The sequence below is a fragment of the Enterococcus haemoperoxidus ATCC BAA-382 genome (assembly GCF_000407165.1).
Taxonomy (GTDB): Bacteria; Bacillota; Bacilli; order Lactobacillales; family Enterococcaceae; genus Enterococcus_L; species Enterococcus_L haemoperoxidus.
Genome location: NZ_KE136479.1, coordinates 678,389 through 698,745 on the forward strand (window position 1 = coordinate 678,389; position 20,357 = coordinate 698,745).

The window sequence follows — 20,357 nt, forward strand, 5'->3', positions numbered from 1 at the left end:
AATGAAAATTGTGAAAACAGTCAATGCAGAAGGGTTGATCTTGTGTCAAGATATCACAAAAATTGTTAAGGGAGAGTTTAAAGGGGCACTTTTTTCCAAAGGACATCAAGTCAAAGCAGAAGATATTCCTGTATTACTGTCGTTAGGAAAAGAGCATTTATTTTTAAGATCGAACGCTTCGGAACTGATTCATGAAAATGAAGCAGCAGATTTTTTGTATCATTTGATTGCAGGCAAATTTATGCAACCAACGCCTGTTTCAGAAGGGAAAATCGAAGTAGTCGCTGAAGTAGATGGTTTATTGAAAGTGAATCAAGACTTGTTATTGGAATTGAATTTGATTGGAAAAATTGCTGTGGCAACTCGTAATAGCAACCAAAAGATCTGTAAAGGGCAAAAATTAGCAGGAACTCGGATCATTCCTTTGGAAATTGCGCCAGAAATATTGCTTCAAGCGGAAAAGTTGATTGGACATCAAAGCATTTTATCATTGATTCCGTTTAAACCAGTAACGGTGGGGATTGTTACAACTGGCAGTGAGATTTTTAATGGGCTGATTGAAGATTCTTTTACACCAGTTGTGAAAAATAAGTTATCTAATTATCCAAACGTTGAGATCACATTTCATAAAATCGTTAATGATGATCCAGACTTGATTACAAAAGCAATCAAAAAAATGTTAGCAGCAGGTGCTGATATTGTCTTTTGCACTGGTGGAATGAGCGTAGATCCAGATGACCGAACACCATTCGCAATAAAGCAAACAGGCGCGGCTATTGTTTCTCATGGTACTCCTGTTCTGCCAGGATCGATGTTATTGATCGCCTATTTAGATGGAAAAACAATCGTAGGCTTACCAGGGGGAGTCATGTTTTGTGAACGAACGGTTTTTGATTTATTATTGCCACGCATCGTTGCACAAGACTCAATTACAAAAAAAGAGATCGCTGCTTTGGGATATGGGGGATATTTATAAAATAATGTTGGAGGAGAGAAAACGATGAAACACAATCACAGTGTGAAAATCTTGAGTCTGGTTTTGTTGATCTGTTTATTTCTAACTGCATGTGCCTCAAAGAACAAAAACACAACCATTTCCTCTAGCTCAAACAGTCAGATGGAAGAACATCATTTATTGATTGCAGCCGCAGCCAGTTTGGAATCCGTCATGGAAGAAGAAATCATCCCAGCGTTTGTAAAAAAACATCCAGAAACTAGAATTGAAGGCAATTATGATAGTTCAGGTAAACTACAAACACAAATTGAAAAAGGCTTAGAAGCAGATGTGTTTTTTTCAGCCTCAACCAAACAAATGGAGACCTTAGTTTCTCAAAATTTAGTTGTTAAAAAAAGTGTTGTACCATTATTACAAAATCAATTGGTCATGATTATACCAAGCTCTTCAAAGGTTGATTGGAAAAAATTTAGTGATTTAAAGAAAGCAGAAATGATTGCAGTAGGTGACCCAACAAGTGTTCCAGCGGGTCAATACGCTAAGAAAGGTTTGGACTCTTTAGGATATTGGACATATGTAAAAGAACATGCTAGCTTTGGAACCAATGTCACCGAAGTCCTAAATTGGGTAGCTGAAGGGAGTGCTCAAGCGGGGTTAGTTTATGCTACAGATGCTGCATCAAATGACAAAGTAAAAGTCGTTGCAGTTTTACCAAAGGATACCTTGAATGAACCGATTATTTATCCAGTTGGTTTAATTGGAAAGTCGAAAGAAAAAGCAATGGCCAAAGAATTTATGGCATTTTTAGAAAGCAAAGAAGTTGCAAAATACTTTGAAAATACTGGTTTTATTCTAAATAAGTAGGTGAATTTGATGGAACTGAGCCCAATTATTATTTCGTTTCAGACAGCGATTATTGCAGTTATCTTTACGTTTTTTTGTGGAACTTTGATTGCTTATCTTGTATTTCGCTTGAAAAATCAAGGGCTTAAAGTCTTGTTCAATAGTTTGTTCACTTTACCGCTGGTGCTGCCGCCAACGGTTTTTGGTTTCTTTTTGCTGGATATCTTTGGTGTTCAGCAACCAGTGGGCAAATTTTTGTTGGATTTTTTTGCTATAAAGGTTGTTTTTTCATGGCCAGCTACAGTAATTGCAGCCGTTGCCGTATCATTTCCTTTGATGTATCGTTCAGCGATTGCTGCATTTGAGCAAATTGATCCAGATCTATTGGCTGCGGCACAAACATTGGGATTTTCAGAAAGGAAATTATTTTTTAAAATTGCGTTGCCCTTAGCAATCAATGGGCTTTTGTCTGGAGGCGTGCTAGCTTTTGCCCGAGGGTTGGGGGAATTTGGCGCAACAACAATGTTGGCAGGAAATATTGCTGGAAAAACACGAACACTGCCATTAGCGATTTATTCAGCAGTTGCTGCTGGTGATTGGTCTTTGGCACAAAAATATGTTGCGATTATTGTCATTATTTGTATTCTGATCTTATGTTTAACGGAACTATTTAGTCGAAAATCACGGAGGATGCAAGGTTGAAACTTTTCGTGGATATTCAAAAAAAAATGCGAGATCAACAGTTAAGGGTAAAGTTTGAACTCGATACGACAACATTAGGAATTTTAGGCGCATCTGGTTGTGGGAAAAGTATGTTGCTTAAATGTATTGCGGGGATTGAAGTACCTGATTCTGGTGTGATTCGGCTTGGGAATCGAGTGTTATTTGATAAGAAAAATAGCATCAACCTACCCCCTCAACAACGTAAAATAGGCCTACTATTTCAGCAATATGCGTTGTTTCCCCACTTAACAGTTTATAAAAATTTAAGTAGTGTTACAAAAGATCACCGCTTAATTCTAGAATTACTAGAGTTGTTTCATTTAAAAAATGTTAAGGACAGTTATCCTAGACAACTTTCTGGTGGACAAAAACAACGTGTTGCTTTAGCTCGAATGTTGGCTGCTGCACCTGAATTACTCTTATTAGATGAGCCTTTTTCAGCTTTAGATACCTCTTTAAAAGAAGAACTTCAACTTGAATTGGAAAAGCGTCTAGTCAATTTCAAAGGCAATGTGCTGATCGTTAGTCATAGTTTAGATGAACTTTACAGACTTTGTCCGTTGCTTGGAATCATGACTGGTTCAGGTCTTATTAAGGGCAAAACAACTGATTTGTTTAAGCAACCTCAAACGGTAGAAGCCGCTCGATTGACTGGATGCAAAAATATTTTTCCTATTAAACGCATCGATTCTCATACGGTCCGAGTTCATGGCTGGAAAACACCTTTGATAGTTACGGAAGAAGTCCCGATAGACTGTTGTTATATAGGGATACGAGCACATGATTTATTGTTAAATGATATCAAAGGCAACCGCTTGGACGTAAAGTATATCAGTAGTCAACAAACACCTTTTGAACAGAACGCTTGGTTTACTTGTAATGGACGTGATCTTTGGTGGAAAGGGAGCAAGCAGAGTGAAGCTAATAAAATTAAGCATTTTAGCCTTGATCCGGGGGCAATCATGGTTTTAGAATAAGGTAAATTTTTGCTATTTAAAGAGTCATTGAATGTTAAAGATTGAAGTGACTATGTTACTCATAATAGGCTATTCATGGGTGAATAAAAATGTACAGTGTTAGCAAAGTTAAAAAGAGGAGTGATCAGTATTGAAAGAAGAAGCATTCATGGAGTATGTCACTGTAGCACTTAAAAATTTAGGCTATAATAAAGCGGCTATATTCAATGTTGAAGGAGAAATAAAGCGAATACTCAAATTATATTCTGCTGCCGAGATAAAAGTTAAAGTAGAAAAAATGAAATAGATGAAGAGGGGTGTGGGGTAAATGTCAGAAGAAGTTCTGGTAAATAGTCCACACCCAGTTTTGTTATTTTTGAGCTTAGCTAATAAGTGGGTTGACTATACTGTTGATATTTCTATTTTTATTTGTTTAATATATCTATTTCAAAATAATTTATGTATAATAATGAAATGTAACGATATTAAACGTACTAATTGTCATTTGAATATGTCTAAAAACACCATATTCTTATTTATTTCACATTTAATTCATTGAAAATACAAGGCTATAACAGCAACTTAATGCTAAAATGATAGATAAATACTTGTACATTAGAAATTGAGGAGTAAAATGAAACGTTATGAATAAAATTTTAGAAATCCAAGGACTTACCAAATATTTTGGTGAACAAAGAATTTTAGAAAATCTTGCTTTTTCTCTAGAGGAACCAAAAATCATTGCATTAGTCGCACCTAATGGGACTGGAAAAACAACATTGTTAAATATTATTGCGAATATCGATGTTGCAGAATCGGGAACGATTCAAGTACTTGGTCAACCAAATACAAATTATCAAATGTTTTACGATCTTTCATATTTGCAAGACCCATCTATTTTATATGAACAATTAACAGGCTGGGATCATCTAGAATTTGTTCGTAAAGAACAAAAAAAGTCGAAAGAAGAACTAAATGAACTAGTAAATGAATTAGGTATCGAAAGTTATTTAAAAAAAAAGGTGAAAAATTACTCTTTAGGGATGAAACAAAATTTACTTTTAGCACTATCTCTAGTACCAAAACCAAAGCTGCTTTTAATGGATGAACCGTTAAATGGACTAGATCCAGATAGTATTATCAAGGTTAGAAATATCATGCGCACATTGAATCAAAGAGGAGTTTCTATGATTATCTCATCTCATAATTTAGATGAGATAGAAAAAGTTACGGAGGATGTTTACTTTTTACATGATGGAAAATTGGTGGAAAAAGATGAGGTTACAATTGAAGCGATTGAGTACATCATTGTGTTAAAAGAAATTGAAAAAGCCATGTCTTTTTTGTCAAGAATCAATGTAACCTGTAGGCAACTTTCGGAGTACAAATTACAGGGAAGGTTTACCCAGCAACAAATGAATGTTTTTCATTCGTTTTGTGAAGAACAAGAGCTTACCTTATTTGATTGTCAACCAGCTAGTGGACAATTAGAAAAGATCTATTTTAACTTATTTATGAAAAAGCAGGAGACTCAACCATGAAATTTGAGTGGGAAAAATGGATTAAAAACCCTAAGAACATTGTGTTATTACTTTGTATTTTTTTGTCGATATTTATTTCGTTAGGCACGCTTTATTATGAAAATCAAGCGCAAAATAAAGTGGTGTATGATCATCTAAAAGCGCTTAATGATGAAATTTCTCCCCCTCAAAACTATGTAGGGCCAAAAGATAAATATAAAGAGTTACAACTCCTAGATGATAATGGACAGTTTTCTTCCCCAAACGGAAAAGAAATGCGAAAAATATTATTAAAAATTGTTTCTATGTTAGATGATGAAAATATTGCCCATAGCCACAAAAGATGGTTAGAAAAAAACAAACTTCAAAATGAACGTTTGCACTTACAGCAAAAGTATTTAGACTTAGGCGGAGAAAAGTGGATCAATGAAACAAATATAAAAGAACAGTTAGCAATAAGTACATGGTTACTTAATCGAAAGATTCCTATGCAAAACATAGAGATTGGCCAAAAGGGTTTCTATTTTGTCTATTTCTTACTTAGTCATTGGATGAATTACTTTATTATTATCATGATTGGTTTATTCTTTTTTGATTTTATACCAAGTGAATATGAGCGGAAGAATTATTTGTTTTTGGCTGTACAGCCACTTAAAAAATCAACTATTTTTTTGAGAAAATATATGCTTACGATGATTGTTTTAATTGGTGGTATGTTTGGCTTTTTATTTGTAGGATTTACTGTGGCAAGTATTTTTCATGGAACAGGCTCTTTAGCGTATCCAATGCTTATCAAGCAAGGAACAAGTTTCCACTTAATTCCATTAGGAGAATATTTTCTCAAAACAGTTAGTTTACAAATACTATTTATGTTATTTTCAAGTAGCTTGTTGTTGTTACTTTCAAAATGGCTAAAAAGTGGGCTAGAAGTTTTAGGCTTGTATTTAGCTATAATGTTGATACCAAACTTTTTAGAAAAAATGATTCCTAGTTTGAATAAAGTTACCGCTTGGTTGCCATTTTTTTATATGAATACAAATAGTAAAATTTTAGAAGTGAATAATCATTTTTCCTCTTCTTTTTATTTCCAGTTCCTTATTTTAGTTGGATGGAATTTGATTTTGGGAATAATTTGGTATTGGAATTTGGAGGATAAGCACTCATGAATCTAATATATTTTGAATTAAAAAAAGTTTGGCAAACGCGTAAGACACATTTATTCTTACTATTAAGTCTGTCACTGATCATAGTGCTATTTTTTTTCAATGGATTTATGGCACATAAAGAACAACAAGAAATAGCAGAAGTAAATCCAACTGCTGAAGCATTAAATCAAAAAAGTTTCAACGATAAATTGAAACACTCTTTAGAGGAAATGAACCAAGAAATTTTGATGCAAGAAGAGACTTTTCAAATAATGGCCAATGAAGGAAAACCATTAGACGGAAAATTAACATTGCCAACTTATCCGTTATATCGAATGAACTTAAATGATGAGTTAGTGAAAAAGAAGCTACCACCTCAATCAATGCGTTATGGGACCAAAAATAGTATATTTACTGCGATTTTAGTGTCATATTTAGCTAGTGGTTTGGGGCTGATTATCTTGTTCTTATTATTTGGCGATAGTTTAACTAAAGAAATGGAAGATAATAGTTTGTATTTTTATCTTGCTCAGCCAATCCAAAGAGGTCGCTTGTTTTTGACTAAATATATTTTAACTTGGGCTCAATCAGTTGTAGTGATTGGCTTGTTCTTAGTCTTTGGATTTATCTTTGCAAGTGTTTTTTCAGGGGGAAGCTCATTTTTTTATCCAGTCATTGCATTTTCAAATATGAACATGGACTTTATTCCAATTATTCAGTATATTGGGCAGGTTTATTTATTGTTTACTTTTGTATTGGCGTTTTGTTTTTCTCTCCATTTTTTAGTTAGTATCTTTTTGAAGAAAACAAGTTTGAGTTTAATTATAACAATGGTACTTTTATTTGAGGGCTACTCAATAAGCATGTTAAATAGTGAGTTTACTCGGAAAATAGCTCCGTTCAATCCATTTATTTATTTGAATAGCAGTAAGATATTTGTTGGGTATGATTTCCATCCATTTGCTACACGTTTAGTGGAGAATCAAGAATATTATGCAAATTGGTGTTTACCAAGAACCATTCATAATGCACAAATTAGCAACGTGAATGGAATGATTACTTTAAGTATTGGCACAGCAATTTTGTTATTGATAGGTTATTTTTGTTTTAAAAAGAATTTCCATCTGTGGAAAGAGTGAATACAGATTCAAATCCACGGCGATTCAAGCAGAGTAGAGGTTGTTTAATCTGTCTAATTATGTTGTAAATATCGAAAACTTTGATAAAGTAAAAGGTAAGAGAAACAATTGGAGGCAGAAAATGAGCGTATATTTAGAACGACCAGAGTTTGAAGGAAATCTTCTTTTTAGAGCTTTTATCAATGATGGTATGACAATTGTTTATCCTCATTGGCATAAAGAAATTGAACTCATCTATTCCATACGAGGGACTGTCAATATCGGTGTGGGAGATGAAATCGTGCATGTAGCAGATGGGGAAATCTATTTTTTTGCTAGCGGTGAACCTCATTATTTTCTAGCGTCGCCAAATAGTGAACGAATCGTTTATCAATTTGATTTGAGTCTGTTTGAGGAAATAAACTTGAAATCAACAAATGATTGTTCATTGATTGAATTATTCGAAACAGGAGAAAAACATAGTTCTAAATGGTCAAAATCTTTAGCTATGGACATGAAAAAGCTATTACAGCAATTATTTGAAGAATATGGGAAGCAAGACTTAGGGAAGAATTATGCACTTTTTAGTTTGTTATTTCAATTGGTCACAACTTTTTATAGAAGGCTCCCTCAAACACATACTGAAGTCAAAAAAGGGGCTAAAGCTTCTACTATAAAGTATAAAGAAAATTTAAAACAGCTAGATCGTATCTTTACCTATGTAGAAAATCATTATGAAGAATCGATTACGTTAGAAGAGATAGCAAAATACAGTGGCTTTAGCTCTTATTATTTTACTCGTTTTTTCAAAGCCAATACAGGGACAACTTTTATGAGTTTTTTGACTGAGTATCGTATTAATCAAGCAAAGTTTATTTTAGCCAATGAAAAAGTTCCCATGATCGAAGTCGCTGAAAAAGCTGGTTTTGCTAGTGTGAAGACGTTTCATCATGTGTTTAAAGAGCAAGTTGGAATTTCGCCTTTGAAATATCAGAAAATGATTATAAAGTAAAAAACAGTCAGTAGATTAAGCTATTTTAATCTACAGGCTGTTTTTTTGAGGAGCTAATTGGCCAGTGTAAATGTCGCCGAAAAATATTCTTTATCAAATTGAAGAGAAAAATTTGCTCCTTCATACTGACGGATTGTTTTTACGATAGCAGTGAGTCCATGCTCTTTGTAGAATTTTTTTGATAGTATTGACTCCTCAATTGTTTTTTCTAAGTTTACTTGAGCACTAGTTGTATTGGTAAATTTAATATAAAGCTGATTTACTTCTTTTTCTATTAGCACATATAAATTGTTTTCTTTTCCTTTTTGAGTTTCTTTTACAGCGTATTCAGAGATAACGGATAAACAATGAAGGAAGTCGATCAAACGAATTGAAATCTCACTTTCCTTTATGATATCAGGTATGTTTAGATGAAGTGCTATCTGTTTAGCTGTGCAATCTTCTATCAGATAAAGCAACAATCCTTGAACGGAGGGAATGGGGATATTTCCAAGTTCAACATATGAATCTTCTTCCAAAAGGTTTTTTGAATAATCAGTGATGGATGCAATATAAGTGAGCGCTTCTTGCGATTGATCTTGTTCAATATAATCTGCCAAACTTAGCAAAATATTACGATAATCATGTCTAAATTCATCTGAAATAGTAATTTTTTCCAATTCTTGATTGTACTGCTCAAATAGCACTTGCTTTTTTAATTGTTGTTGATAGTATTTACTATACGAATAAGCAGTCGTATAAACAATTAAGTTTAACGTAAGCATTAAAAAGGTTAGATAGAGAAATGACTCCACAAAAAAATGTTGTACTGCTGATTGTTTAAGTAAAGAAAAAATAGTAAGAAAAAAAAGAGCAACTATCGATTGAATTTTATAATTTTTTTGAATATGTAAAATAGAATCAGTAATCAAATAAGTCTTATCAACTTTTTTGATAGCGAAAATTAATAGAAATAGACCTATTTGTTGTCCAAAGAATGAAAAAGGTACTAGTATTTGGTGTTGATCCGCATTAATATAATGTATTTGGAATAGAAAATTCATTAAGTCGTATGTAAAAAGCCAAGAAATTAGTACCAATGAATTAATCAAAAAAAGAGTGAGAGACATTAAAATCCAATTACCTGTAAAACGTACAATAAAGACAGCTAAGCTGACATAAAAAACAAATAATAATATGTAAATATAAGAGGTTCTAACAAAATAACTAATCAAGATGGTTAAAGCCAATATGATAGATAATATAGTGGAGTGTTTTGTATCAATATATTTTTTATGAAGTAACGTCCATACAATTTGGAGATAATTAATAGCAAATAATTCTGTTGCTAAATAGGTTTCCATAAATATTTACTCCTTTGATTCAGTTTGTTTCATCATATCAAAAAGTCTAGAAAGTCACAATTTATAACTAGTTACTAAATGTATAAATTCCAAACAAAGAGCAATTAAGACAAAAAATGTAGGAATACGAGAGAAAAACTCATTTTCCTACATTTTTATTTAGATATAAGCAGTGGTTCTGACAACTTTGGTACTGAAAAACTAACAATAAAAAAGGAATCTTTTTTAGCAATCTGGTAACTTGCTTTTTTATAATTATCAATCAATTTAGCTAGAATATATAAGCCTTTTCCTTGATGTTTTTCTTTGGTAGAAAAATTATTTTGTAAAAGGGATTGTAGTGAGATATCTTTATCTGCAGTATAGGTATTTTTTACGACTACTTTTACAAAATTTTGGTCACCGGTAATCGCTATTTCAATCATCTTGAGCTCCGTTTCCTGGACAGCTTCATAGGCATTATCTAATAAAATAGAAAAGCAACGAATGAAGTCGACGATATTCATATCAATATCTGTCAGTTTTTCTGTTATTGTGATTTTCAGCTGAATATCTTTATCCGAACAACTTTTTAGAAAACTAGTCAAAAGACCTTGGATCGGTGGATTATGAATCACTGAAATCGTTTTATATAGATTTGGTGTAAGTAGTGAGTTTGAATAGTCAATGATTGTATGCAGTAAATGAAGTGCTTGTTGCGTATCATTTAGTTCCAAATAGGAGGTCAGTCCAATCAAAAGTTGCTTATAATCATGACGAAATTCATTAGAACGGTTGATCTTTTCTCTTTCTTGCTCATATTTCTTGTTAAGGATATTGATATATTGTTGTTCATTTTGCCGTTTAACAATAAGTAGAATATTCCAGCTAAGAAAAGCTGTGAAACAGATGATAATGAAGGTGCTGTAAAAAAATGAATCTGAATAGCCTTCTGACACACTAAATTGCTGCAGAGTAATCGTTACGAATAAGAAAATTAAGAGTAAAACAGATAATAAACGATACTTTTTAGGCAATAGATGAATAGTGGTCGTGATATTGAATCGTTTATTTAAATAATTAGCGAAGAGCAAAAGTAAATAGAAAACAAATTGTTGTAGAAAAATAAAAAGTTTTAAATAGATTGAATAAGTTTCAGCATCAATCAAATGGTTAATAAATAGAATATCCCAAATATCCAATGTTAAAAGCCATGAAAGTAAAACAATCGCATTTTCAAAACTTAAAAATAAAGCAGGAACCACCCAATTTTGAACTTTTCTTACTTGAAAGAAAAATTGTAGAAGAAAAAAAGGAATCAGCAATAGAGTAATAAAATGATCATCTGTAAAAGCACCAACAATAAATTGAACAGTTAAAATGGCACTAAGGATCATTGTTTCTCGAAAGGACAAGATTTTTTTATAAGCAAATAACCAAAGCAATTGTATAAAATTTAGTGATAGTAACGAAATAAAAAAAGGTCTATCTAACATATTGATACTCCTGTAGCCCCTTCTTTACTTTATCAATGATTCGAGTTCCTACAAAAAGATCTTTACCACCATTGAAAGTAATCGTACCATTTTTTCTATTGATCGATGAAATATTTTCAAGATTAATTATGTAGGACTGAAGAGCGGTAAATAAGTATACTTGTTTTAAATTATTTTTGAGTTTACCAATTTTTCCTTCTATAATTAGTTCTTCTGAAATGGTCTTGATCAAAACGCGACTCTTTAAACCTTTCAATGATTCAATATATAAAATATCTTTACAATTAAGATAAATTGCTTCATATCCGTTCATAAAAGTCGTGATATCTTGATCTTGTCTCCAAACGGCTTTAGTCAAACTTTCTACCTTCAGCAGAACATTCTCAATAGTTGATTTTAGTTCTGTTGAGTCAATTGGGTTCTTTACAAGATAGCTAAGCGGAAAAATATCACTATTGATGATTGAAATAGCTTTATCTTCAAAACTAGTCAGAAAAATAATGTTGCATTTTGAATTGATTTGTCGAATCTGATTTGCCAAATCAATTCCTGAATATTGTGTTTTTAAATCGATATCCAAAAAGAAAATATCATTATCAGAAATGTTTAATGTTGGAATCTCTTCCATAAAATGCAAATGATTGTCTGAAGAAGAGATTTTATAGCGAAAAGAATTAGAATCGTAACTCTCAAGATAATGAATGATTCGTTTCCTATATAGATTATCATCTTCAACAACATAAATTGTTGTAGTATTTGTCATTAAGTTTCCTCCTAAAAAATAAATTTTAAAATATTTTTAATATATTCTAGAATATAAAGATAGAAAAAGAAAGGTTTTCATCGATTAAAAATGAAAAAGACTGCATATGTAATAGTATAGCGCTTACTTGCGACTTTTTAATTTGGAAAAAATAAAATTTATAAATAAAAAAGTTAAATGTAATTTGATAGCGCTTACTTGTTGTTTTCTTTGTTATTAGGTAATTGTACTATGAATGAGTTCATTGATAAACAAATACGAACGGCTTATAAAGCAAATTTATTTTTCAATTAAAATCAATTCAGTTTTTAATTTTAGAAAGGAAGTTAAAATGATCGTGCAGTTAAATAAAATCAAAAAATGCGTTAAATATGTTTTCATTACTTTTATTTTATGTATTATTTCACCAATCCATTCAATTGCTGCAAATAAAGAAGCCGACCCATTAGGATTTGTTGTTCAGGCGATTAGGCCGGATACACAAATTGAAACCAATAAATCTTATTTCTTTATTGAAACTCAACCTGATGAGACTCAAACATTGAAGGTCAAGGTTAAATCAACTCAAAAAGATCCTATCAAAATTCAAGCATTTATTGCCAATGGTACAACAGGTTCAACTGGAAATATTGAGTATGACGAATCAACAAAGGATCTAGATAAGAGCTTAAAACATCCATTAACAGAAATGGTCAAAATCAATGAGCCTGAAATCACATTAGAAAACTTTGAAGAAAAAGTGGTTGAACTATCCGTTACACCACCAAAAGAAAGTTATGAAGGAATCAAACTAGGCGCTGTTGTTTTTCAAACAGTAGAGGATAAGGAACAAACCAAAACACAAACAATCTCTAGTAAATACCAATACAAAATTGGTTTGATCACAACTGAAACAGGGGAAGAATATGAAAATGCTAAAAATCTAGAGCTAGCATCAGCCAAACTTGGGTTGAAATTAGGTCGTAAGCAAGTTGCCGCTGTTATACATAATCCAGAATCAAAAATAGCTGATAATTTAAAAATTGAAGCAACCGTAACTAAAAAGGGTTCAGACACAGTTTTAAAAAAACAAACAGTAGAAAATGCTCGCATGGCACCAAATAGCACATATGAATTTTCAGTGGATTGGGGAGTTGATGTCATTGAATCAGGTGACTATACCTTAAAAGTTCATGCTCAAAATGACGAAGAAGACTGGAAATGGCAAAAAGATTTTAGCGTTTCAGCTGAAAAAGCAAAAAAAATGAATGAAGAAACAGTTTTCAAAGTAGAATCACCTGATTGGCTACCTTACGTCGTTATTTTAGCAATTGGTTCACTTGTATTAGTCATTGTAATTTTGACCGCTAGAAATAAACGTTGGAAAAAAATGGTTTATGAACGTGCTAAGAGAAGAAAATCAAAACAGGCGAAAAGAAAGAAGTCAGAACAAAAAAAGGTTAAAAAGAATAAACAAATGAAGGAGTGACAATAGTGAATCAGGGTCTTAATAAAATAGCAAAAAAACAATTAATATCAATAGTACTCTTTTTCAGTCTAACAACCTTTTTTGCACCGACGGTATGGGCTAATCAAGCAGGTGAAGCAGATGTTGGTATCACGTTTAAAAAAACGGAAGATGATACGCCAGCACCTCCACGTGATAATACGCCTACAGCTGATAAAGCCAAACCAATCAATAAACGGGTTCGTTTGCCAAACACCGGGGAAACAGTGAAGCAGTTGACGTTGCTGATTAGCGGAATGATTCTGATTGTGATCAGTTTTGCGGTTATTTTAGATAAGCAAATCAAGCTGAATAGTGACTGATCTATTAAAAAAAAGCTATTTTAAATTTAATCAAGGGAGAATAATTTTATGAGAGTCTATATTTGGCTGTATATATTAGGAGCATGTGGCACTATTTCATTAGGAATGTTCCTCTTCTCCTTAAATCGAGACAGTATTTTAGTAAAAAAATTAAAATTAAAAAAATCAAAAATATTATTGAATTGGTTATTGTTAGCCGTATCGATTATCAGTTTTCTATTACTGATCTATACATTTATCTATATCCAAAAGCAAATGAATATCTTTAATTTAAGTTAAAGATATTCCTATTCAACAGTTTACTATGGTAACTTCCTCAAAAGTAAAATGCGTTAGGAGAAAGATAATGAATAAAAAAGTATTAGGAACATTCGTTTTAGGGTTATCAATTGGGGCAGTATTATTACCACAAGCAGCCCAAGCAGCAGAAAGAGAAACAAATTCAGGAGTAGGTATTGGATTCAGCAATGATGATGCGAATACAGTCATCCCTGGACCATACGATGAAGCATTAAGTTTAATCAACAAACCAACTGCTTTCAAATTTGGTACTGAAAATGAAGCAAGTGCGCTTAGCTCTGTATACTACCAACAAGTACAAGATAAACAATACATCGCAGTATATGAAGATCGTGATGCAGATAAACAAACAAGCTGGAAATTAACTGCTAAGTTGTCTGACCTTGTTAGCACAACAGACGCAACGAAAAAATTAGTATCAACAATGACTATGAATTCGGCAAATATTTCTACTTTTGATTTAACAGATCAAAAAGATAAAGAAACTGGTAAATTACCATCAGTTGTTGAAAAATTACCAGATTTAACAAAATATGCTGAAGATAAAGTAACTGGTGTTGCTAAAGTCTCTCTTGAAGCTGGAGCAACAGGTAGTTCAGATATTATGGTCGGTACAAAACCTGGAAGCAAAGGTTTTGCCGCTGAAATTAGAAATGTACAGTTAGCTGTAAATTCTGGTCAAAAAGATGACACAAACGGTAAGCAATTTACTGGTACTGTTAGCTGGTCTTTAGAAGATACAATCTAATTTAAATATACAATTGATTTTAAAAAAATAAAAACATAATAAATAGTATTCTATCTTTGAGGGAAGTTACCATAGTAAACTGTTGAAAAAATATTGGAGGAATATTTTATGAATAAAAAAATAGTAGCAAATATAGTATTAGCAATGACTTTTGGAGCAATAGTATTACCAGTTTCAGCTAAGGCAGATGAATTGAAATCGGATATAACTGTGACTATTGATGCAGGAACAGGAGCAGGGGCAACGGAAGAAGAAATATCAACTAAAACACCACGTGATGGTGAATTCATCATTAAAGCAGTATCAGACTTTAGTTATCCATCTGTTCCTTTAGGTGAAACAAGATCTGCAACAATTGAAAAAGATAAAGCATATGGTATTGAAGTTGTAGATGTAACAGGGAACGGTACAGGTTGGAATGTCAAAGTGTCAATGGATTCATTTAAAGTAAAAGGTGGAGCAAACGATGGAGAAGAGCTAAAAGGCTGGGAATTAACAATCCCAACGGCTGAAGTTACATCCAAAAGTGCATCAATCCGTCCAGAAAATACACCCGTAGGAAAAGAAGCAAAAATTTCAGGTCAATTATCTAGTACAGTATTTCAAGCTGATGCAGGTAAAGGAATGGGACGTTATACAAATATTTTTGAAAGATACGCCGACAAGCAAGCACCAACTAGAAAAACAGGGGTTCAATTATCTGTTCCAAATACAGCACGTAAAGCAAGCTATATCGGAAAATTAAATTGGACATTAACGAATACACCTAACTAGCATTTTAATTCCTTATTTAGTTAGTTGAATCAAAAAGGGAGGATAGATAATCGTGATATCAAAAAATTATAGAGCCGCTTGGCTAAGTGTTTTCTTATTACTAACAGTCTACAAAGCTGATACTAGTTTAGCAGAAAACTTACCAGTGGACTCTTTAAAATCTGATATTGATGCCGTAGTTATCGAAGGAAAAGAGAATCCTGTTCTGCCAGTATTTGGTCAAGATCCGGAAGATCCAACAAATAACGGTACGAATAGCTCTGGGTTGTTAAAAATTGATCGAGTACCAAATTTTACCTTTGGAAAAGTTGTTAGAAGCGGATTGTATCAAGAAGAATATGCGATGAATTCTAATCCCTATATTCAAGTTTCCGATTTAAGAGGAAGTCTTGGTGGTTGGGCATTGTATGCTAAAATATCTAACTTTGTTTCTGAGCCGACGACAAAGAATCAAAAAAGGTATCTATTAAGTGGAGCTACATTAACCTTAAACAAAGGAGATATTCAGGAATATAAATCTGAATATGCAGCGCCGCCTAAAAGCTACTCAGTTTCATTGAATAAGGATCTGCAAAAAGTTATGTCAGCCGATCAAAATACTGGTCAAGGGGTTTGGGCTTCGAGATGGAAAAGTGAAAAAGGGATAAATAAAAAGATAACATTAGATATTTTGCCGAATACTGCCAAAGTAGGAAGAGATTACACCGCAACAATCTCTTGGAAATTGGCAGATATTCCAAGTACAGAAAACTAAATGGAGAGTAATAAATGACAGTTATAAAAACATTAAAGTACAGCCTAATAACGCTTTTGCTTGTTACGCTATTCAATATTGGAGAAACGGCTTTTGCTGATGGTATGGGCTATTCAGTAAAAGCTGTTATTCCAGAAAACCAAATCGACCAAACCAAAACCTTTTTTGATTTGAAGATGAGCCCTGGACAAACACAAAATTTAGAATTAGAAATAAAAAGTAGCAGTTCAGAAACGTTAAACCTAGCTGTAGAACCATATATCGCTACAACAAATCAAAATGGAGAACTAGAATATAGTGTAGAACCTGAAAAAAATGATTCTACCCTGATTTACCCAATTACTAGATTAATTTCAGGAAAACAAACGGTGACGATTCCACCTAAGGAAACGAAAAGAGTGACTTTTAATTTAAAAATGCCTAAAAAAGCCTTTACTGGAAAAATAGTTGGAGGCTTTAATATCTATGACCAAGAAAATGAGGTAAAAGAAGACTCAACAGCAAAGAAAAATGATGTTCAAATCAAGAATGTCTTCTCAGTTGTAATTGGTATTCAATTAAGAGAAAGTTTGGATAAAATCAAGCCAGAACTCAAACTAAATGCAGTTAAAGCAGGTCTATTTAACTATCGTACCGCAATCACAGCCAATCTCCAAAATATCAAACCAGAATTTGTCAGTGAATTATCTATTGAAGCTAAAGTCAGAAAAAATAACTCTAGAAAAGTGATCTATGAAGCCGAAAAAACAGAAATAGCAATGGCACCTAATTCTAACTTTGACTTTCCCATTTCACTAGAAAATCAAGAACTAGCAGCAGGCGGCTATGAATTAGAAATCACAGCACACTCAAAAAATGATGAATGGACGTTCACAAAAAAATTTAGAATCTCAGAAGAAGAAGCTGCACAACTAAATGAAGAAGCGGTCGAAATTGAGACTGAGCCAAGCAACAAATGGATGATGATTATTATTATATCAAGTGGCGCAGCTATATTATTTTTACTAGTAGTTATATTTTTATTGCGGAGAAGTAAACAATAAGGCTAATCTAAAATGGAGGTTAAGAAAGATGTTACGAAAAAAAATAGGTTATATTATCTTTTTTTTCTTGCTTGTGTCTAGTTTATTTTCTTTACCAAAAATATGTTCTGCTGCTGATTTTATAGACGTGTCTGGATGGAGTCATTTCGGGTATTTGTCAAATGAGTATATTCTGAATGATCAGGGAATTGCTTCTAATCTAACGACAGGAGAACAAATTGATATAACATCAAATGTTATTAATTTAAATTATTTTGGGCAAAATATACAAGACGATGTTAGACTTCAAAATAATGTGCTGAAGTTAGACACGTACTATCGTGTTTATAAGGATCAGGAGCTACGTGTTAAAAATATAGGTATCTATAAAGGGAAAGCATTGGAAATGAGAATTACTTTCTTACATGATGACGGTGTAAAGATAGGATCCATAGGAAAGAGTGATTGTCTAGTTAATTTTATAGATCTCAATGATTCAAAGGGGACCTTTGCACCAGACATTAGTTATTATTTGGTAGATCAGGAATCAGGGGAATTAATAAATGATAACGTTAATGTCATGGTACCTGTCAGCTCAAAAATAGCATATTATGAGTACCCAGCAGCCCTAGTAATCCAAAAAGATATTGGTTTAGTTGTTACAGATACGGGCCTTGAAAAAAATGCATTTAGGTCCAGATTTAATGGTGCTTATACTAATATTGCTTTAGGAGGAGTGACTGGTGGAGGAGGAGGGAAAAGACTTGATGTAAGTATGCTACATCCTCTAAATAAAAAGGGAGAAATAGGCATATATATTCGTCCCGATTTTTATAGTTCAGACTTTAGTTTATTTAATTATGCACCTAGAATAATCAGCCCTCAACAGTACAATAAAATGTCAGTTACATCAATTGACAATGAGCTAGGGAATTTAAATTATATAATTGAGCAAGAACTTCCTAAACAAGGGTTTCCTGTTTATTATCCCGAAAAACTTGAACTAGATTACTCTAAAGAAACCAGCAACTTGAAGTTGTCACAACCAACAATTTTTTCTGAAAATAAGGTCATCGCAGCTAGTGAGTATGATTTTAGTAACAATAAAGTGACCTTACCCAATTCCTTTTTAAAAAAATATGCAGGACAAAAGATACAAATAAAATTTAGCAGCGACATTGATTATTCAGATAAAAAGACATTATCGTACTACGATAAAGACAAGCAAAATTTTAAATTTCCATTGGGACTAAAAAGTACTAGTGTAAAAAATTCTGTTAGTAAAACTGAAATTGAAGTGACAAATAATGGCGTTGTTAAATTTCCTCTGGTGTTAAAAGCAGATGGGCGTAATAAAACAGTGGACATTGAAAGTTCTACTGATAATTATAATGAAAAAGATTTTATTACGAATGTATCTACTAATTTTCCAAATGACACCGTCATTACAACATTTAAAAATAAAGTTGAATTTAATACAGTAGGAAATCTGACTATCCCAATAACATTGGAAAGTGAACTATTAGGAATAAAAAATGAAATCATGGTTCAAGTAAACGTCATTGCACGACCAGTTACCTCTGCTTTTTTTGAGAATCAAGCTTGGCTTATTGATGAAATAAATCGCCAATTCTCAAGTAAGGGGAAGAAAATAGATGAAAATCTGTATATGCCAGATCTACTAGAAATTACTTCAATAACCAACCGAACAGGAGCAGATTTTCTTGATCAGTATATTCCAAAAAATATAGCTGCTCTCGAAAATTTAGAAGTGATAGATCTAAAAGATAAACATCTTAGCGGATATTTGCCTGATGAGCTAGGAAATTTAACCAAGCTGAAGAAATTATCGATATTTGGGAACAGTATCAAAGGAGAAATTCCAAAAACGTTATCTAAATTAGAAAACCTGGAGTTTCTAGCTCTTGATGATAATAAACTCACTGGAACGATTCCGCCTGGATTAGAGAATATATCTACATTAAGACAAGTTTATCTAAATAAAAACAATTTGGTTGGAATAGTACCAACCTTTAGTTTAGGCCCCTTTTCTAATTTTCATATCTGGGAAACACAGTTAACCTACAATGATGATAAGAGGCCCAGTTTTATTAATAAGGTAACACAGTTTAAACAATCGTTTGTTGTAGGAACGGACAGCTTATCTTTGACAGGTAACATAAATATAGCCATTACAACTAAAGGAACGAGCATAAAACCATTTGATCCTTCTGATAGAGGGTTTCTTAACCTGCATGCACAAAAAAATAATAAGACAAGGGTTGAGCTATATTCAGGACATACATTCAAGATCATTAATAAAAAAAGTAAACAGGTATTGTATAATGGGCCAGCTAATAAGAGTTTAGAAATTAAAGTCGATCCTGCTGAAATCTATCAAGTTATCATGGATGGTGCAGATAAAAATCCAAATAATATCACTGAATTTGAAACAACGCTTCGTGAATATAAATTCAGCGAGGTACCTAAAAGTTTATCACTGGATTTAAAATTAGGTGATTTAGAGTATCAACCAGTGAAAATTTCAAGTAAAGATAATTTAATCCTATTTGATAATCGATTGAATAGTCAATGGCAATTGAGGATCAAGACTAGTGAACTAAAAAGTAAAACACGAACCATGGCAGGCAGTTATTTTTATAAGTCAAAAGATGAAGTCCCAGTAGAAATTCCAGTATCTGACACTTTTAAGACGATTGAAAAAGGCAATAGTGAACCAGATATGAACACAATCAATTTATCAAAAGAATGGAATGACAGGCGAGGTTTATTTTATAAACAAGCCAATACAGGAAACTATAAAGACTCATACAGTGGAAAAATTGATTGGCAGTTAATAGATGTTCCAATGGGTGGAAAATAATAACCAAGTAAGGATGTTTTTATATCCACCCGTAGCAATATAAAACTATTTTGAAAGCGTCTAAAATGGTTATCGGACATTTTAGACTATCAAGTACAGCCTAATAACGCTTCTGCTTGTCACACTATTTAATATTGGAGAAACGGCTTTTGCTGATGGTATGGGCTATTCAGTAAAAGCTGTTATTCCAGAAAAACAAATCGACCAAACCAA

Annotated in this window: 20 protein-coding genes; 17 read left to right on the forward strand and 3 right to left on the reverse strand. The window is 32.6% G+C overall.

The window, feature by feature from the left end:
* Position 1: 1 nt before the first annotated feature.
* The 9 genes from I583_RS03285 (at position 2) to I583_RS03320 (ending at position 8,272) form a co-directional block, all read left to right on the forward strand.
* On the forward strand, positions 2-976 hold the full coding sequence (locus tag I583_RS03285) for a molybdopterin-binding protein (RefSeq protein ID WP_010763136.1): 975 nt from the start codon (positions 2-4) through the stop codon (positions 974-976).
* A gap of 24 nt (positions 977-1,000) precedes the next feature.
* Positions 1,001-1,819, forward strand: coding sequence for a molybdate ABC transporter substrate-binding protein (modA, locus tag I583_RS03290; RefSeq protein ID WP_010763137.1), 819 nt, complete (start codon positions 1,001-1,003; stop codon positions 1,817-1,819).
* A gap of 9 nt (positions 1,820-1,828) precedes the next feature.
* A complete protein-coding gene (modB, locus tag I583_RS03295) occupies positions 1,829-2,500 on the forward strand; it encodes a molybdate ABC transporter permease subunit (RefSeq protein ID WP_010763138.1) in 672 nt (223 codons plus the stop codon).
* Positions 2,497-3,498 carry a sulfate/molybdate ABC transporter ATP-binding protein gene (locus I583_RS03300; protein WP_010763139.1) on the forward strand — a complete coding sequence of 334 codons (1,002 nt, stop codon included), beginning with the start codon at positions 2,497-2,499 and terminating at the stop codon, positions 3,496-3,498. The genes modB and I583_RS03300 overlap by 4 nt, the downstream gene beginning before the upstream one ends.
* A 130-nt stretch (positions 3,499-3,628) precedes the next feature.
* On the forward strand, positions 3,629-3,784 hold the full coding sequence (locus tag I583_RS16840) for a hypothetical protein (RefSeq protein ID WP_010763140.1): 156 nt from the start codon (positions 3,629-3,631) through the stop codon (positions 3,782-3,784).
* A 337-nt stretch (positions 3,785-4,121) separates the two neighbouring features.
* Entirely contained in the window at positions 4,122-5,018 is an 897-nt protein-coding gene (locus I583_RS03305; RefSeq protein WP_010763142.1) for an ABC transporter ATP-binding protein, read from the forward strand.
* Positions 5,015-6,163 carry an ABC transporter permease subunit gene (locus tag I583_RS03310; RefSeq protein WP_010763143.1) on the forward strand — a complete coding sequence of 383 codons (1,149 nt, stop codon included), beginning with the start codon at positions 5,015-5,017 and terminating at the stop codon, positions 6,161-6,163. Before I583_RS03305 ends, I583_RS03310 begins: the two co-directional genes overlap by 4 nt.
* Positions 6,160-7,281: an ABC transporter permease gene (locus I583_RS03315; protein WP_010763144.1), complete on the forward strand. Its 1,122-nt coding sequence runs from the start codon at positions 6,160-6,162 to the stop codon at positions 7,279-7,281. The genes I583_RS03310 and I583_RS03315 overlap by 4 nt, the downstream gene beginning before the upstream one ends.
* Before the next feature lie 121 nt (positions 7,282-7,402).
* Positions 7,403-8,272 carry an AraC family transcriptional regulator gene (locus I583_RS03320; protein WP_010763145.1) on the forward strand — a complete coding sequence of 290 codons (870 nt, stop codon included), beginning with the start codon at positions 7,403-7,405 and terminating at the stop codon, positions 8,270-8,272.
* A 53-nt stretch (positions 8,273-8,325) separates the two neighbouring features.
* On the opposite strand, the gene I583_RS03325 is transcribed toward I583_RS03320, so the two are convergent.
* The 3 genes from I583_RS03325 to I583_RS03335 all read right to left on the reverse strand — a co-directional run bounded on the left by I583_RS03325 (position 8,326) and on the right by I583_RS03335 (position 11,853).
* A complete protein-coding gene (locus I583_RS03325; protein ID WP_010763146.1) occupies positions 8,326-9,615 on the reverse strand; it encodes an ATP-binding protein in 1,290 nt (429 codons plus the stop codon).
* A 155-nt stretch (positions 9,616-9,770) separates the two neighbouring features.
* Positions 9,771-11,090, reverse strand: a complete 1,320-nt coding sequence (locus tag I583_RS03330; RefSeq protein ID WP_010763147.1) for a sensor histidine kinase — start codon at positions 11,088-11,090, stop codon at positions 9,771-9,773.
* Positions 11,080-11,853 (reverse strand): LytR/AlgR family response regulator transcription factor, encoded by a 774-nt coding sequence (locus I583_RS03335; RefSeq protein ID WP_010763148.1) that lies wholly within the window; start codon positions 11,851-11,853, stop codon positions 11,080-11,082. Before I583_RS03335 ends, I583_RS03330 begins: the two co-directional genes overlap by 11 nt.
* Before the next feature lie 331 nt (positions 11,854-12,184).
* On the opposite strand from I583_RS03335, the gene I583_RS03340 reads away from it, so the two are divergent.
* The 8 genes from I583_RS03340 (at position 12,185) to I583_RS03375 (ending at position 20,144) form a co-directional block, all read left to right on the forward strand.
* The gene (locus I583_RS03340; protein WP_010763149.1) at positions 12,185-13,321 is read left to right on the forward strand and encodes a WxLIP family cell surface protein; all 1,137 of its coding nucleotides are present in this window, start codon (positions 12,185-12,187) and stop codon (positions 13,319-13,321) included.
* A 5-nt stretch (positions 13,322-13,326) separates the two neighbouring features.
* Positions 13,327-13,662 (forward strand): EF2685/EF0750 family sortase-dependent surface protein, encoded by a 336-nt coding sequence (locus tag I583_RS03345; RefSeq protein WP_010763150.1) that lies wholly within the window; start codon positions 13,327-13,329, stop codon positions 13,660-13,662.
* Positions 13,663-13,710: 48 nt separating this feature from the next.
* Positions 13,711-13,941, forward strand: a complete 231-nt coding sequence (locus I583_RS03350; RefSeq protein ID WP_010763151.1) for a hypothetical protein — start codon at positions 13,711-13,713, stop codon at positions 13,939-13,941.
* Positions 13,942-14,008: 67 nt separating this feature from the next.
* Positions 14,009-14,710 carry a hypothetical protein gene (locus I583_RS03355; protein WP_010763152.1) on the forward strand — a complete coding sequence of 234 codons (702 nt, stop codon included), beginning with the start codon at positions 14,009-14,011 and terminating at the stop codon, positions 14,708-14,710.
* A 108-nt stretch (positions 14,711-14,818) separates the two neighbouring features.
* Entirely contained in the window at positions 14,819-15,484 is a 666-nt protein-coding gene (locus I583_RS03360; protein WP_010763153.1) for a WxL domain-containing protein, read from the forward strand.
* A 52-nt stretch (positions 15,485-15,536) separates the two neighbouring features.
* Complete coding sequence (locus I583_RS03365; protein ID WP_010763154.1) at positions 15,537-16,238, forward strand: WxL domain-containing protein; 702 nt, start codon at positions 15,537-15,539, stop codon at positions 16,236-16,238.
* A gap of 14 nt (positions 16,239-16,252) precedes the next feature.
* Entirely contained in the window at positions 16,253-17,281 is a 1,029-nt protein-coding gene (locus tag I583_RS03370) for a WxLIP family cell surface protein (RefSeq protein WP_010763155.1), read from the forward strand.
* Positions 17,282-17,309: 28 nt separating this feature from the next.
* Positions 17,310-20,144: a leucine-rich repeat domain-containing protein gene (locus tag I583_RS03375; RefSeq protein WP_010763156.1), complete on the forward strand. Its 2,835-nt coding sequence runs from the start codon at positions 17,310-17,312 to the stop codon at positions 20,142-20,144.
* Positions 20,145-20,357: the final 213 nt, after the last annotated feature.